The organism is Lentzea sp. NBC_00516, from assembly GCF_036346835.1.
Lineage (GTDB): Bacteria > Actinomycetota > Actinomycetes > Mycobacteriales > Pseudonocardiaceae > Lentzea > Lentzea sokolovensis.
On record NZ_CP107840.1, the window covers coordinates 9,439,966 to 9,454,699 of the forward strand.

Sequence of the window (14,734 nt, forward strand, 5' to 3'; positions counted from 1 at the left end):
CCTGAGCTGTACACCTCTTATAAGCAGGACATGGGGTTCCTGAACACGCGTCCCAAGCGCGCGTGGACGGGCGGCCTCGTCGTTGTCGCCCTGGTCCTGCCGTTCATGATCACCGACGACCTGTTGCAGCTGCTCGCCACCGGTTTCGTGGCGGCGATCGGCGCGATCGGGCTGAACATCGTCACGGGGTACGCGGGCCAGGTCTCGCTGGGGCACGCGTTCTTCCTCGCGATCGGTGCGTACACGGCCGCGGCCCTCAGCGGTCCCGAGACCGGGCGGGTGATCGGGTTCGGCATCACGTCGCTGCCGATCTGGCTGCTGGCCGCGGGGCTGGTGGCCGCGTTGTTCGGCGTCCTGGTGGCGCCGGTGGCGGTGCGGCTGCGGGGCCTCTACCTCGCGATCGTGACGCTGGGGCTGGTCTTCCTGGGAGAACACGTGTTCCGGGAGTGGACGTCGCTGACCGGCGGCCCGGGAGTCGGGCGACCGGCGGCCGTGCCCGAGCTCTTCGGGGTGCGGCTGGACCAGGACAACGGGATGTTCACGGCGGCACAGCAGCTGTACCTGCTGATGTTCGTGCTGCTGGTGATCTTCGGTGTGCTGGCGCGGAACCTGGTGCGCTCGCGGGTCGGGCGGGCGTTCGCGGCGGTGCGGGACCGGGACCTGGCCGCGTCGGTGATCGGCGTCGACCTGACGAAGTACAAGGTCCTGGCGTTCGCGGTGTCCTCGTTCTACGCGGGTGTCGCGGGCGCGTTGTTGTTCGTGGTGAACGGGTTCTTCGATCCGGGCTCGTTCAGCCTGCTGTTGTCAGTGCAGTACATCGCGATGGTGCTCATCGGCGGCGCGGGCACCATCTCCGGAGCGATCATGGGCGCGCTCTTCATCACTCTGCTGCCACGCATCACCAGGGAACTGCCCACGGTGCTGCCGTTCATCAGTGGTGACGCGACCGGCGTGATCACGGTCTTCCAGTTGGAGGCCGTGCTCTACGGCGTGCTCATCATCGTGTTCCTCATCGTCGAGCCACGCGGGTTGTTCGGCATCTGGGTCCGCGTCCGCAACTACTGGCGCACCTGGCCGTTCTCGTACTGAGGAGAGAGAATCCCCATGTCTGGTAAGAGACTTGCGGTCATATTGGTAGGGGCGTTGTTACTAGCCTCGTGTCGTGGCGGGGACGGGGCCGCGCCTCAGGAGGGCGCGGGCGGCATCAAGGTCGACGCCGGCGTGACGAAGGAGGCGTGCCCCGAGGCCGTCGACAAGTCCAAGGGCTGCATCTACCTCGGCACCATCTCGGACCTCACCGAGGGCCCGTTCAAGACCCTGGCCGTGCCGATCACGGACTCGCAGAAGGCGTTCTGGAAGCGCGTGAACGACAAGGGCGGCATCGGCGGCTACGAGGTCGACGTCACCAAGTACGTCAAGGACAACAAGTACAACCCGCAGATCCACAACCAGGTCTACCAGGAGATCAAGAACAGCGTCCTGGCGCTGACCCAGACGCTGGGCTCTCCCACGACCGTCGCGATCCTGCCGGACCTCGAGAAGACCCCCATGGTCTCGGTGCCCGCGTCGTGGACCTCGTTGTGGGGCCACGAGGAGGTCGTGCTGGAGTCCGGCGCGAACTACTGCGTCGAGTCGATGAACGCCGTCGACTACGCCACCGAGAAGATGGGCGTGAAGTCCGTCATGGCCGTGCACAACGCCGGTGACTACGGCGACGACGCGGCGGCCGGGACGAAGATCGCGGCCGAGAAGCGCGGGCTGACGTTCGAGAACGTGACCACCACGGCCGGCCAGGACAACCAGGGCGGTGCGATCGACGCCGTGGTGTCGAAGAAGCCGGACCTGGTGATCCTGACGACCGGCCCGACCGACGCGGCCGTGATCATCGGACAGGCCGCGGCCCGTGGCTTCAAGGGCAAGTTCATCGGCACCTCGCCGACGTGGAATCCCGGTCTGCTCAAGTCGCCGGCCGCTCCCGCGATCAAGGCGCTGTACATGCAGTCGGCGCCGTGGAAGTCGTGGGGCACCGAGTCCGTCGGTCACACCGCGATGCGCGCGGCACTGCCCGGCGTGACGCCCAACGACGGCTACACCGCCGGTTGGGTGTGGGCGTACCCGCTCAAGGCCGCACTGGAAAAGGCCGCCTCCAACAAGGATCTGACGCGTGCCGGTGTGCTCGCCGCTGTGCGCCAGCTCACCTCGGTGGACTACGAGGGCATGCTTCCTTCGGGTGCGGGCAATTTCTCCGCTTCGCCCCAGGACGCACTGTTCCGTCAGTCGACCCTGTACAAGCCCGACGACGCCGCTCCGACCGGAGTGACGCTGGTAGAGGACTTCTTCACCGGTTCCACGGCAAAGGATTTCAAGTTCGAGAAGCCCTGCTACCAATGAACCGAACGGGTGACACCCGACGCTGAAACCGGACATCGCTGACTAGTCTCACTTTTGAGCTTCTAGGAGGTTGTTGGCGGTGTTGTCGTGCGTCGAGGTTCGCCGATCCGCTGGAGGACTTCGGTTGTTCGTTCGTCCCCTGGCCGCGTCGCGTTGGAGCGCGCGGCTGGGGTACGAACGGGTGGCGGAGTTGCTGGCCGCGATTCGTCAGGCGGAGTCGTGCACCGTGCCGGACGTGGAACTGCGGTACGTGCCCGACCAGCGCACCGGCGAGGCGGTGCTGGCGTGCGAGACGGGTTCCGTGCTGCTGGACGCCGACGAAGTGTGCGCGCTGCACGACACTCTTCGCGCGCACATGCCGGACCGGATGCGTCCCCTGCCCGCCTAACCCAGCTTGCGCGCGAGCCATTCGGTGCGGGTTCGCCTCGCCGTGATGGAAAGCCGTGCGTCCGGGTAGAGCGCGTCGAACCCGTGGAACCCACCTGCCCACGTGTGCAGTTCGGCGTCTCCTCCCGCCGCCCAGATCCGGCTGGCGTAGTCGACGTCCTCGTCCCGGAACACCTCCGCGGTCCCGGTGTCGATGTACGTGGTGGGCAATCCGGACAGGTCGTCGGCCAAAGCCGGTGACACGTAACCGGGAACGTCCGCGAGATCGCCGAGCACCGACCGCCAGCCGAACTCGTTCATCTCGCGCGTCCACACCGCGGGGTCGCCGGAGTACTGCGCGCTGGACGTGGTGTTGTTGCGGTGGTCGAGCATCGGGCAGATCAGCACCTGTGCGGCGATCTCCGGTCCGTCCAGGTCACGGGCCATCAACGTGACCCCCGCGGCCAGGCCGCCACCGGCGCTGATCCCCGCCACGACGATCTTGCCGATGCCGAGCGACTCCGCGTTCTCGACCGTCCACAACAGACCTCGGTAGCAGTCCTCGACCAGCGTCGCGCCGGTCGCCTCCGGTGCGAGGCGGTGTTCCACGGTGACCACGACGACGCCGAGTTCTGCCAGCCACTCCAGGGGAATGTCGATCTGCGAGAACCGGTCGCCCATCACCATGCCGCCGCCGTGGATCCAGTAGACGCACGGTGCTGGTTCGGTGAGTTCCTTGGGGCGGAAGACGGTCAGCGTGATCTCGCCGAGCGTCACGTCGTGCCGTTCGGCGTCGGTCTTGAACGGCGGCGACGGCATCTGGCGGATCTGCTGGACCAGCTCGTAGGTGAGCTCGGTCCCCAGCGGCATGTCGGCGAGCAGCGTGCGCAGCTCGGGGTCGAGGGCGGGGCGGGACATCAGAACGCCGCCTTGCCGCCGACGGGCAGCTCGGCGGAGTACGTGGACTCGCCGGCCAGCAGGGTCTGGAGGTTCGCGACGAGCGCCTGCGCCTCCTCGGTGGCGAAGAACGCGCTGTGCGCCTCGGCCGTCGTCCAGCCCTCGGTCACGTAGACGACGTCCGGGTCGGTGGTGGAGCGGCCGACCAGGAAGACCACGCAGTCGTCGTTGGTCAGCGACGGCGCGTCGAGCAGGAACTCGATCACCTCGTCGCGCTTGCCGGGCTGTGCGGTCATGGTGGCGTGGAAGCCGTGCTCGACGCTCATCTGTTCCTACCTTCTGTTCGTTCTGCTGTTCTGGCGATGGACTCATCAGATCAGCTTGAACAGGGATGACAGGAGATCGATGCTGCCGAGCTCTTGCCCAATCCTCGCGATCTAGCTGATCGGCGCCAGCGAGCTGGCTTCCGGCACGAGGACCGCGGGCGTGCCGGCGCCGTCCGCCGGGACTGCCCACACGTCGTTCAGGCCGTCGTCGCGCTGGATGCCGTACGCGACGGTCCTGTCGTCGACCCAGGCCGGCTGGTCGTCGACGCTGCGGGTCTCGGCAAGCTCGGTGATCCGGCGAGACGCCAGATCGAGCACGGACACCCGCCAGCCCTTCTGCGGGTCGCCGCCGACGGCCTTCTTGTAGGCGATGCGGGTGCCGTCCGGGGACAGCGACGGGCACTCGACGTTGTCCGCGTCGGTCAGCGGGCGGACCTTGCGCGCCGCGAAGTCGCCTTCGAGCAGGTAACGGTGTCCGCCGGTGGACATGGTGGCGTAGAAGCGGTTGTCGTCGGCGGTGAACGTGACGCCCCAGTAGTTCGTGTCGACCGGCCGTTGGGGCAGACCCTCGACCGTGAACTCCTCCAGGGACGTGACCAGCGTGCCGGTCTTCGTGTCGAGGATGCCCGTGCTGGTGGAGAACCCGTTGGCGGCGTAGGAATGCCCGTCGACGAACAGCGTCCACGCCACCATCCGGCCGCTGGCCGACACCCGCGTGCGGTTCGGGAAACCGGTCAGCGGAACGGTTTTGAGTTCCTTCAGATCGTTGTCGAGCACGGCGAGTTCGCTGGCCTTCAGCGCTCCAGCCGGGCGCAGGCAGGAGATCGTGCCCGCGGCCGAGTACACGCGGTCGCAGCGCTGTTCGGTGACCTCGCGCGCACCGGCGGGGTCGGTGCGGGACACCGTGGAGAGCTTGCCGTTGCTCAGGACCATCAACCGCGGCCCGGCGCCGGTCGGAACCGACTGCGCGGCGCCGTCCGGAGTGGCGCCGGACAGCGCGGTGTAGCCGACGGCGACGCCGCCGAGCAGGACGGCGGCGGTCAGGGTGATCAGCAGGCGCTTGTTCATGAGCGGCGTCCCAGCAGTGCGGCGGTGGCGATCAGGGCGCAGACCACCGCGACGGCGGCGATCCTGGTGGCGGCCTCGGGGCTCCAGAACTGCCAGGCGAGGCCGAACAGCACGGACGAGCCGAGGTAGGCGAGCGCCTGTCCACTTTGGATCAGCGCGATGCCGGTGGTGCGCAGGCGTTCCGGCAGGACCGGGCCCGCGAGCGCCATCAGCACGCCGTCCGTGCACGCGTAGAAGACGCCGTAGAGCAGCACGACCAGCACGAGCAGCGGCCAGCCACCCAGAGGTCCGTGCAGCAACAGGTAGACGACGGTCAGCGCGCCGTACCCGGCCAGCATGACCTTGAGCCTGCCGACGCGGTCGGCGAGCGCGCCCAGCGGAGCCGCGAGCAGCAGGTAGACCAGACTCGTGCCCACGGCGAGCAGCGGGAACCAGCCGAACGCCAGCCCTTCGCGCTTCTGCAGCAACAGGTACACGAACCCGTCGCCGATGGTGACCAGGCCGAGCAACGACGCGGCCAGCACGATCTTCCGCACGGCCGGGTCCTTGAGCAGGGCGAGCTTGAGGGGTTCCTTGCGCTGCACGGGTTCCGGCCGGTCCCGCACGTAGAGCACGAGGACCAGCACGCCGAACGCGGCGATGCAGGAGCTGACGACGAACACCGCGTCGAACGACTGGGCGGAGGCCGCGAGCACGGCCATCGCGACCAGCGGCCCGGCGAACGCGCCGATGCCGTCCATCGCCCGATGCACACCGAACGCTCGCCCGAGATCGCCGCTGGGGGTCGAGAGGGTGATCAACGCGTCGCGTGGCGCGGTCCGCAGGCCTTTGCCCGCGCGGTCGGCGGTGATGACGAAACCCAGCGCGGTCAGGGAGTTGCCCGCCGCCAGGAGTCCGAGCTTGGCCACCGCGGAGAGCCCGTAACCGAAGCCCGCGACGGCTTTGCGCTTGTTGGTCCGGTCGGCGAGATAGCCGCCGGCGAGTCTGAGGAGCGTGGTGGCGCCGGTGTAGACGCCGTCGATCAGCCCGTACGCGGCCGGACTGAGCTGGAGGCCGATGACGAGGTACAGCGGCAGGATCGCGGCCACCATCTCCGACGAGACGTCGGTGATGAGGCTGACCGTGCCGAGCGCGAAGACGTTGCCGCTCAGCCCTTTCCAGTTCGCTGACTTCGGTTTGTCGATCGTGGAAAGATACATCGCCGGCCTCCAGCGGTCCGTCAGTGACAGTTGGTCGTGCCGCTGTCGGTGTAGGTCTTGCCCGCCACGGGGACGAACTGCCAGTCGAAGCTGTTGCTGTGCAACGTCAGCTTCAGCACGCCCTGGGTGCCGGTGTTGCGGGCCTCGCTGTTGGGCCTGATCGTGCCGAAGCCGTAGGCGCCCGCACCGCCCATGCCCGCGACGAACGACCTGATGCCACGCGAGTTGTCCAGCCCGCCGCTGGGGTTCTGCGGGGCGAACCGCTCGTACTGGTGGTTGTGCCCGGTGACGACGACGTCCGCGTTGTAGTCGTACAGCGCCTGGAACAACGGCTTGGTGGCCGTCGAGGGCGAGTGGTTGGCGCCGCTGGTGAACAGCGGGTGGTGCCAGTACGCCGCGGTGCACGGCTTCGTGCTCGCCGCCAGGTCCTGCCGCAGCCACTGCTCCTGCGCGCTGCCCGCCGACATGCTGACGTTGGAGTTCAGCGACACGATGTGCCAGTCGCCGAGGTCGTAGGAGTAGTAACCCCGGCCGGACGGCCCGGCCAGCGCGCCGAAGTAGTTGTAGTAACCGGTGGCTCCACTGGTGTTGTAGTCGTGGTTGCCCGGCGAGGGCTTGGTGCGCGCCTTGTGCCGGCCCCACGTGGGCTCGTAGTAGGTGTTGAACTGGCCGGCGGTGCCGTCCGGGTAGACGTTGTCGCCCGTGGTCCAGACGGTGCCCTGGATGTTGTCCAGCAGCGCGGCCGTGGCCGTGTCACCGGAACCGGAGTCGGCGATGTCGCCCGCGCCGACCCAGACCGGGTCGCCGGGAGGCGGGATCGTGCCGTCCGTGACGACGAGCTGAGGTGCGGTCGACCCGCTCTCGCGCGAGTCGTAGTCGGCGCCGTCCGTGCTGCTGGACGTGATGCCGATGCTGAAGGTGCCGTTGCCCGTGACGTAACTGGTGACGTCGACCTCGTACCACGCGTTGCGCGCGACCGAGCCGAGGGAACCGAGCGTGGCGCCGTCGATCGCGGGCTGGTTGGCCCAGGTCACCGCGGTCTCGGTCCAGCTGACGGTGGACATCGCCCGGAACGTGCCGCCGTTCGGGCTTTCCGCGCCCGAGACGTCGTCGGTGTGGATGCGCAGCTTGGCGTTGCTGACGCCGCCGGTGATCCCGGAGACCGTGAACTTGAGGAACGACCGCTTGACCGGCGAGTTGTCGATGCCGAGCTGGCCGGACGTGCCGTAGTTCGTGCCGGTCGACCCGTTGTCGACGTAGGTGTCGGCGGTGGGGGTGAACGTGGTCGTGGCAGCGTGAGCCGCGGTGGAGGCGGTGAGTGTGGCCGCCGTGACGATGACGGTGGAGAGCACGGCTAAGGGAGCCCTGCGACGTGACATGCCTGTCCTTGTGGTGGTGGGCGGACATGGGCCGTCGCGAAGGGTAGGGCTCAAATGAGCCGCACGCGGTGATCGTTTGGCGGCTACTGGGTGAACTGCCGGAAAATCCCCCTCAGGGGTGGCTGCGGCACGGAGGTATTTCCGCTCCGGCGAAGTGCTCAGTACAGGTATGGGAGTCGAGGTCCACGACCCTCGCTGGCTCGCCGCCGTGCCGGGAGCCGAGCTCGTGGTCGCGCTGGACGAGGTGGGCGGGCACGCCGCCGACGGGCACCGGGTGACGGTGTTGATCGATCTAGTGCCGGACAACGTGTTCATGTTGCGAGGCCTGGCCGCCGAAGCCGTGGGGGAGGGCGCCCGCAAGGTGCGCGTGCGGCCGTACGGCGTCGATCGGGTCGACCTGGTCTACGCGGCCGTGGAGCTGAACCGGGTCGCCGAGGACGCCGCCGTCGAGGTCCAGTTCGACGTCACGTCCGCCGCCCTGCTGCGAGCGGACCCCGCGGCGTTCGTGCGGGTCGATCCGCTGGTGGTCACGGCCGACGGGACGGTCGTGCCGATCTGCGCGGGCCTGGAGCGGTACGCGCTGGGTTCGCTGGGGTCGCTCGACGACCTGGTGGCCGCGTGGGATCCCGAGCCCGTCCGCGACCTGTGCCGGGTCGCGCTGACCCGCGCGCTGGCCGACACCGGGCCGCTCGTGTCCTGGTACGAGCACCTCACCCGGACAGCAGCCGGGATGCGGGCCTGGTGTTGATCACGGTGTCCGGGTCGACGCCGCACTCCTCCGCCCGCGCGCAGCCGTAGTTCAGCCAGTCCAGCTGGCCGGGCGCGTGCGCGTCGCTGTCGATGGAGAACGTGCACCCGGCGTCGACGGCCAGTGACAGCAGCCTGCGCGGGGGATCGAGCCGTTCGGGCCGTGCGTTGATCTCGACCGCCGTGCCGTGTTCGGCGCAGGCCTCGAAGACCTTCTCCGCGTCGAACTGGGACTCCGGGCGGCCCTTGCCGACGACCAGGCGGCCAGTGCAGTGGCCGAGGATGTCGACGTGCGGGTTCCTGACGGCGTTGACCATCCTGCGCGTCATCTCGGCTCGCGGCATCTTCAGTTTCGAGTGGACGCTCGCGACCACGACGTCGAGCCGTGCCAGCAGGTCCTCGTCCTGGTCGAGCGAGCCGTCGTCGAGGATGTCGACCTCGATGCCGGTGAGGATCACGAACGGCGCCAGGTCGGCGTTCAGTTCAGCGATTACCTCGAGCTGCTTCTCGAGTCGTTCCCTGCTCAGTCCATTCGCGACGGTCAGACGCGGCGAGTGGTCCGTCAGCACCATGAACTCGTGGCCGAGATCGCGGGCCGCCTCGGCCATGTCCCTGATCGGGCTGCCGCCGTCGGACCAGTCGGAGTGGACGTGGCAGTCGCCCTTCAGCTTCGCCCGCAGCTCCTCCCCGCCGGTGATGTCGACGTGCCGCAGCTTCGCCAGATAGGCAGGCTCGCGGTTCGCCAGCGCGTCCGCGACGACACCGGCCGTCGACTTGCCGACGCCCTTGAGATCGGTGAGCGTGCCGAGCTTCGCGCGTTTCTCGACGTCGGAGGGGTCCAGCTCGGCGAGGACGGCGGCCGCGTTGCGGAACGCCTGGACGCGGTAGGTCGGCTCGCCGGCTCGTTCCAGGTGGAAGGCCACCTGCTTCAACGCCTTGACCGGATCCATACCTCTTCCTACCTCATCCGGAACCAACACGCGGTTTTTGTTGTTGGAGCCCTGCCGATCAACCATGATGGCCGCCATGTCCCCACGTCCGGCCGGTGCGCCACCGGCGACCGGAGCCGGTTCACGGCGAAAGCGGAGCAAGGGCGACCTGACCTCGCAGGCCATTCTCGACACCGCCGAGCACCTGCTCGAGACGCGGGCGCTCGACGACATCGCCGTCGACGAACTGACCTCCGGCGCGGGAATCTCCCGTTCCACCTTCTACTTCCACTACGAGTCGCGCGAATCCGTGCTGTACGCGCTGTCCGAACGGGTCGCGGAAGGCCTGTACGACTCCGCGGCGCTGTGGCTGCGGCGCGGCAGCGAACCGCCGGAGGACTCGATCCGGCGCGCGATCGCGGGCACCGTCGCGTTGTGGCGGGCGCACGGCCCGGTGTTGCGGGCGGCGGTGCGGGCGCGGGACACGAGCGAACTGATGCGCGGATTCTGGTCCGGGGTGGCGCGGCGGTTCGTGGACTCGACCGCACAGCAGATCGAGATCGAGCGGGAGGCGGGGATCGCGGTGCCGGGGCCGCCGACCGCGCGTGCTCTCGCCACCGTGCTGGTCACGATGAACGAGTCCATGTGTTACAGCCTCTCGCTCTCGCGGAGGTCGGCGGCGCGCGACCGTGAGGTGGTCGAGACGCTGACCGCGGTGTGGCTGCGTTCGGTGTACGGGGTTTCCCCGGCGGGGTGACGTCTCAAATGGCCTCGGTGCGGTGAATTTCACCCGACCTTCGGGGGTGTCGATCGGGTCGGCGACTGCGGAAGCGTTCTGTCGCTGGCCGACGATCGTGAGGGGTACGCGGTGAGGAAGCGTTGGGGTGCGGCGGCTTTGGTCGCTCCGCTGTTCATGTCACTGGTGGGAACGGCCCAGGCGGCGCCAGGCCCGTTGGACGAGTACTACAGCCAGACGGTCGCCTGGGCCGAGTGCCCGGCCGGGTGGGTCACGCCCTCGACGGGGATCGAGTGCGCCACGGTCGTCGTGCCGATGGACTACAAGAACCCGGGCAACGGTAACCTGGAAATCGCCATCTCGCGCAAGAAGGCCACCGATCCCGCGCGCCGCAGAGGCGTGCTGATGACGAACCCCGGTGGCCCAGGCGGTTCCGGTTTGGGCGCCGTGCACTGGTTCAACGCCCAGACCGACATGCTGAAGATCTACGACGTCATCGGCATGGACCCGCGCGGTGTCGGCCGGTCGACGCAGATCCGCTGCATCTCGACGCCGTCCGACGACGAGTTCCCTTCGCGCCCAACGGATTCGCAGCTCGCGAACTGGTCGGACTACGCCCGCGCCGTCGAGGAGAACTGCCAGCGCGGCGGCGGTGAGATGCGCCGGTTCATCTCGACCATGAACACCGCCCGCGACATGGACGTCATCCGCGGGGCCATGGGGGAGAAGAAGATCTCCTACGTCGGCTACTCCTACGGCACGCAGCTCGGCGCCGTCTACGGCTCGATGTTCCCCAAGTTCCTCGACCGCAGCGTGCTCGACTCCGCACTGGACCCGCTGAAGACGTGGCACGAGCAGGACGTCGACGTGGTGGACGCGATCACCGACAACCTTCGCAAGTGGACGGAGTGGACCGCCGCCCGCAACGGCACCTACGGCCTCGGCACCACGCCCGCCGCGGTGCGCGCCGAACTCGACAAGATCGCGGAAAAGCTGAAGACGGCCCCTCACGGCGGCTACGCGGACGTGACCTCCTTCGACTACGCCGTCGGCGCCACCCGCTACCGCCGTTCCTGGGCCGCGTTCTCCCGCCACATCGCCTCGATCAAGGCAGGCGTCGCCGACCCGGCGGAGGCGTCCGCGATCGTGGCGGCGCTGAAGAAGGGCGACATCGAACCGACCTCGGCCGGCACCTTCCAGGCCGTGGTGTGCGAGTGGGACTGGTTCAGCGACGTCAACACCTACTACAACGACATGAAGCGCTGGCGCGACACCAACCCGTACGGCGGCACCGTCGACTACATGGCGCCGACCAACTGCACGTTCCGCGCCTTCCAGCGCCCGGAGAAGATCCCGGCCATCACCCGCAAGTACCCGGCCGGACTCGTGGTCAACTCCGACGGCGACACCCAGACCCCGCTGGCCAACGGCCGCGTCATGGCGGAGCACCTCAGCCAGCCGCTGATCAGCGTCTCCAACGACGGCCAGCACGGCCACTACGCGTTGCGCCGCAACGCCTGCGTCGACGCGCTGGTCAACAAGTACCTGGTGTCCGGCATCCTGCCGGCCTCGCGGGTGACGTGTGCCGGCACGGACATCGCGGAGACCGTGCCTCCGGGCGCGGCGGCTTCGCTGGGCGCGCAGTCGGCCCGGCCGTTGAGCGACATCCTGGGCGAGATCGCGGCGGAGACGAAGCCCTTCTGACCGCTGAACGATCTTGTCAGACCTGCTGAGTACGTTATGACGCAGGGGTTCCCAGCTCAGGGGGACCCCTGCGTCAGCGTTGCTGCATCGCGTCCAGCACGCGGGCGAGCTCCAGCCGTGACGACACGTGCAGCTTCGCGTAGATCCGCGACAGGTACACCTCGATCGTGCGCGGGCTGTAGTGCAGCGCCGCCGCGATGTCCCGGTTGCGCATGCCCTGCTGCACCAGTCGCGCGACGTTCTCCTCGGCCTCGGTGAGCAGTCCCGGCGCCTTCGACCGCGCGCGAGGCACCTTGGCGCCGAGCGCCCGCAAGCGAGTGCCCGCCTGGCGCCGCAACCCGTGTGCGCCCAGGCGTTGGAACGCCGTGTAGGCCTCGACCAGCATCGGCACCTCGTCGTCGGAGACCTCGCCCAACGCGAGCTGCGCGCGTGCCTTCTCGAACTCCAGCCCACCCAAAGCAGCCTCGGACACCGCCTCCCGCAACGATTCCACGTCCCGGTGAACGATCCCGGTCACGCGGCGGAGCGTGGTGCGCGACCACGGCGACACCCGCGTGGCGGACACGTCGGACAGCCGGGCCAGCGCCTTCTCCGCCGCCTCCGGGTGGCCGCGCTCCAGGTCGAGCTCGATCATCCGCGCCACCAGCACGCACGAGTAGGCGGCTTCCAGGCCGGCGCCGACGTTGTCGTCCAGCAGCGCGTACGCCTCGTCGGCCCGGCCCCGCGCGATCAGGTACTCGGCCAGCGAGACAGCGTGCAGGCGCGAGATGTTCACGGACTGCGGCGCGGGCAACGAGGCGAGCCGCGCGGCGACGTCGAGTTCGCCGCGCCACGTGCGGATGGACAGCTCGATCGCCTGCAGCACCCCGAGTGCCTGGTCGGCCTGCGCGGCCTCGACGTCGGGCAGCCAGCGGCCGATGCCGTCGAGGGCCGCGTCCCAGCGGCCGCCGAGCCAGTCCAGCGCGACCCGCGAGGCGGCGCGTTCGGCGCGGAAGCCGTGGGAGCCGACCTGGTCGAGGAGGTCCTCCGCCCGGCGGACGCGCCAGGACGCGTCGTGCACCAGACCGGCCAGCGCGGAGATCGAGGCGCAGACGGAGAGCGCCTGGAGTTCGAGCATCGGCTGGCCGTCGCTGTACGCCAGCGCGCGGTTCGCGTACTCGACGGTGCGATCGTGCTGGAACAGCAGCGAGGTGAGCATCGCGAGGTGCTCGAAGACGATCACGCCCTCGGCCGGGGAGCTGATCGGCAGCGCTTCGATGCGGGCCACTTCGGAGACGGCGTCGTCGTGGCGGTTGTTGTAGACGAGGAGCACGGCGCGTTGGGCTTCCAACGACGCCGGTGCGTCTCCGCGCGCGACCTCGGCATCGGCCAGTGCCATGGCTTCTGCCGTGCGGCCGACCGAGAAGAGCGACGAGATCACGGCGGTGGCGACGCGCGTGCGTTCGGAGCCTGGTTGGAGGGACTCCAAGGCGGCGAGTCCTGGGTCGATCGCCAGCGCCGGACGGGAGGCGCGCGCCAGGACACGGCATTGCAGCGCCAGCAGTTCGGCACGTTCAGGGGCGTTGCGCGGCAACAACTGCAGAGCCCGGAAGCACAGCGCGGCAGCGGTTTCGGGTGCGGACGCACGGGCATGAGCCGCGGCCTCGGCGAGCACACCGACGGCCACGCGGTCGCCGGGAACGGCGGACTCGGCGAGGTGCCAGGCGAGTTGGAGGAGGTCCACGGGCAGGCCCTGCGCGCGGTCGTCCAGCAACCGCGCCGAGATCAGCGAGTGCAGGTGACGGCGCTGCGCCGGGCCGACCTCGTGGTACAGCGCCTCACCGACGAGAGCGTGCGAGAAGCGGTAGCCGTTGTCGTCGTGCACCACTATGTGCACGCGCAGCAGTTCGTCGAACGCCGCGACGACCGTCTCCTCCGGGAGCGATGCCACCCGTGCCAGCAACGAGATCTGGTCGAGCCGCACGCGCCGGAACACCGACACCGCCCGTGCGACGAGCCGCGTGTCGTTCTCCAGCGGGGCGACACGACGCAGCAACGCCTCGCGCCGGGTCAGCCGGATCGCGTCCGGCGACACCGCGAGCCGGGCCCGATTGCCGTCCACCGTCACCAGGTCGAGTTCTCGCAGCGAGCGCGCGATCTCGGTGACGAAGAACGGATTGCCGTCGGACCGCTGCTGGACCTCACGGGCGAGACCCTCGTCCACGGAGGTCTGCAGGACGGCCTCGACGATGCGCGCGACGTCCGCGCCCGACAGCGGGGCCAGGTCGAGACGCACGACCTCGGCGTACGGCTCGACGCGGTCCAGCAGCACCGCGTCGGCGGACCGGCTCGCGGTGACCAGCACGAGCGGCGCGGAGGACAGGCGCCGCAGCACCAGCGTCAGCAGGGCCAGGGAGTCGTCGTCGACGTGGTCGAGGTCGTCGATCAGCAACGCCGCGGGACGTGTCGCGGTGAGCTCGGTGAGCAGCCGCACCACCCGGTCGCACGCGCGCCCGAACCACGCCCCGGAATCCTCGTTGCCGGAGATCTCCAACGCCGCCAAGGCGTCCGCGCGGATCGTGTCCGGCGGCAGTGACCGGATCAGCGCCGCCACCGCGCCGTACGGGATGCGCTTGCCCAGCACGTCCGACGCCGACGTCAGCACCCCGCATCGCCGCTCCCGCAGCCGCCGCGCGATCTCCGCGAGCAACGACGTCTTGCCGATCCCCGGCTCGCCGCTGACCTGGACCACGACGAGCCCGGTCGCGGGCGCCTGGTCGACCCGGTCGAGCACGGCGCGCAGTTCCGGCTCGCGGCCCACGAGCGGCGTGGCGCGCGGTGGAGTGTCGGCGATGACGGCCTCCCGGCGGGACTTCGGCTGCTCCGAAGTCTTCCACGCCGCTTTCCGCAGCGGATCAGTCACTCCAGGTGCACGTCACCGGGCTGAGCGCGTTAGCCGATGAGGGTTCCCTACTGACCCGTGGTTCCGCCGGGTGATGCCCTTGAAGCCACC

Annotated in this window: 13 protein-coding genes; 6 read left to right on the forward strand and 7 right to left on the reverse strand. The window is 69.2% G+C overall.

Going from position 1 to position 14,734, the window contains the following annotated elements:
* Positions 1–30 precede the first annotated feature (30 nt).
* The 3 genes from OG205_RS43975 (at position 31) to OG205_RS43985 (ending at position 2,779) form a co-directional block, all read left to right on the forward strand.
* Complete coding sequence (locus OG205_RS43975) at positions 31–1,089, forward strand: branched-chain amino acid ABC transporter permease (protein WP_330273661.1); 1,059 nt, start codon at positions 31–33, stop codon at positions 1,087–1,089.
* Positions 1,090–1,221: 132 nt separating this feature from the next.
* Positions 1,222–2,391: an ABC transporter substrate-binding protein gene (locus tag OG205_RS43980; RefSeq protein WP_330273662.1), complete on the forward strand. Its 1,170-nt coding sequence runs from the start codon at positions 1,222–1,224 to the stop codon at positions 2,389–2,391.
* Positions 2,392–2,515: 124 nt separating this feature from the next.
* Entirely contained in the window at positions 2,516–2,779 is a 264-nt protein-coding gene (locus tag OG205_RS43985) for a hypothetical protein (protein ID WP_319978761.1), read from the forward strand.
* On the opposite strand, the gene OG205_RS43990 is transcribed toward OG205_RS43985, so the two are convergent.
* From OG205_RS43990 to OG205_RS44010, 5 genes are all read right to left on the reverse strand, one after another.
* On the reverse strand, positions 2,776–3,675 hold the full coding sequence (locus OG205_RS43990; protein WP_330273663.1) for an alpha/beta hydrolase: 900 nt from the start codon (positions 3,673–3,675) through the stop codon (positions 2,776–2,778). The two genes, OG205_RS43985 and OG205_RS43990, sit on opposite strands and share 4 nt — an antisense overlap.
* On the reverse strand, positions 3,675–3,980 hold the full coding sequence (locus OG205_RS43995) for a putative quinol monooxygenase (protein WP_330273664.1): 306 nt from the start codon (positions 3,978–3,980) through the stop codon (positions 3,675–3,677). Before OG205_RS43995 ends, OG205_RS43990 begins: the two co-directional genes overlap by 1 nt.
* A 111-nt stretch (positions 3,981–4,091) precedes the next feature.
* On the reverse strand, positions 4,092–5,048 hold the full coding sequence (locus OG205_RS44000; RefSeq protein WP_330273665.1) for a hypothetical protein: 957 nt from the start codon (positions 5,046–5,048) through the stop codon (positions 4,092–4,094).
* Complete coding sequence (locus tag OG205_RS44005; RefSeq protein ID WP_330273666.1) at positions 5,045–6,247, reverse strand: MFS transporter; 1,203 nt, start codon at positions 6,245–6,247, stop codon at positions 5,045–5,047. The genes OG205_RS44000 and OG205_RS44005 overlap by 4 nt, the downstream gene beginning before the upstream one ends.
* Positions 6,248–6,267: 20 nt before the next feature.
* Positions 6,268–7,626: a CBM96 family carbohydrate-binding protein gene (locus tag OG205_RS44010; RefSeq protein ID WP_330273667.1), complete on the reverse strand. Its 1,359-nt coding sequence runs from the start codon at positions 7,624–7,626 to the stop codon at positions 6,268–6,270.
* 169 nt (positions 7,627–7,795) lie between these two features.
* Here OG205_RS44010 and OG205_RS44015 point away from each other — a divergent pair, with 169 nt between their 5' ends.
* Positions 7,796–8,374: a hypothetical protein gene (locus tag OG205_RS44015; protein WP_330273668.1), complete on the forward strand. Its 579-nt coding sequence runs from the start codon at positions 7,796–7,798 to the stop codon at positions 8,372–8,374.
* Here the strand turns inward: OG205_RS44015 and OG205_RS44020 are convergent.
* On the reverse strand, positions 8,337–9,323 hold the full coding sequence (locus OG205_RS44020; protein ID WP_330273669.1) for a PHP domain-containing protein: 987 nt from the start codon (positions 9,321–9,323) through the stop codon (positions 8,337–8,339). The two genes, OG205_RS44015 and OG205_RS44020, sit on opposite strands and share 38 nt — an antisense overlap.
* Before the next feature lie 76 nt (positions 9,324–9,399).
* Between OG205_RS44020 and OG205_RS44025 the strand changes: the two genes are divergently transcribed.
* Both OG205_RS44025 and OG205_RS44030 read left to right on the forward strand, forming a co-directional pair.
* Positions 9,400–10,059: a TetR/AcrR family transcriptional regulator gene (locus tag OG205_RS44025; RefSeq protein ID WP_330273670.1), complete on the forward strand. Its 660-nt coding sequence runs from the start codon at positions 9,400–9,402 to the stop codon at positions 10,057–10,059.
* A gap of 111 nt (positions 10,060–10,170) precedes the next feature.
* On the forward strand, positions 10,171–11,742 hold the full coding sequence (locus OG205_RS44030) for an alpha/beta fold hydrolase (protein WP_330273671.1): 1,572 nt from the start codon (positions 10,171–10,173) through the stop codon (positions 11,740–11,742).
* Positions 11,743–11,815: 73 nt separating this feature from the next.
* On the opposite strand, the gene OG205_RS44035 is transcribed toward OG205_RS44030, so the two are convergent.
* Positions 11,816–14,644 (reverse strand): ATP-binding protein, encoded by a 2,829-nt coding sequence (locus OG205_RS44035; protein ID WP_330273672.1) that lies wholly within the window; start codon positions 14,642–14,644, stop codon positions 11,816–11,818.
* Positions 14,645–14,734: the final 90 nt, after the last annotated feature.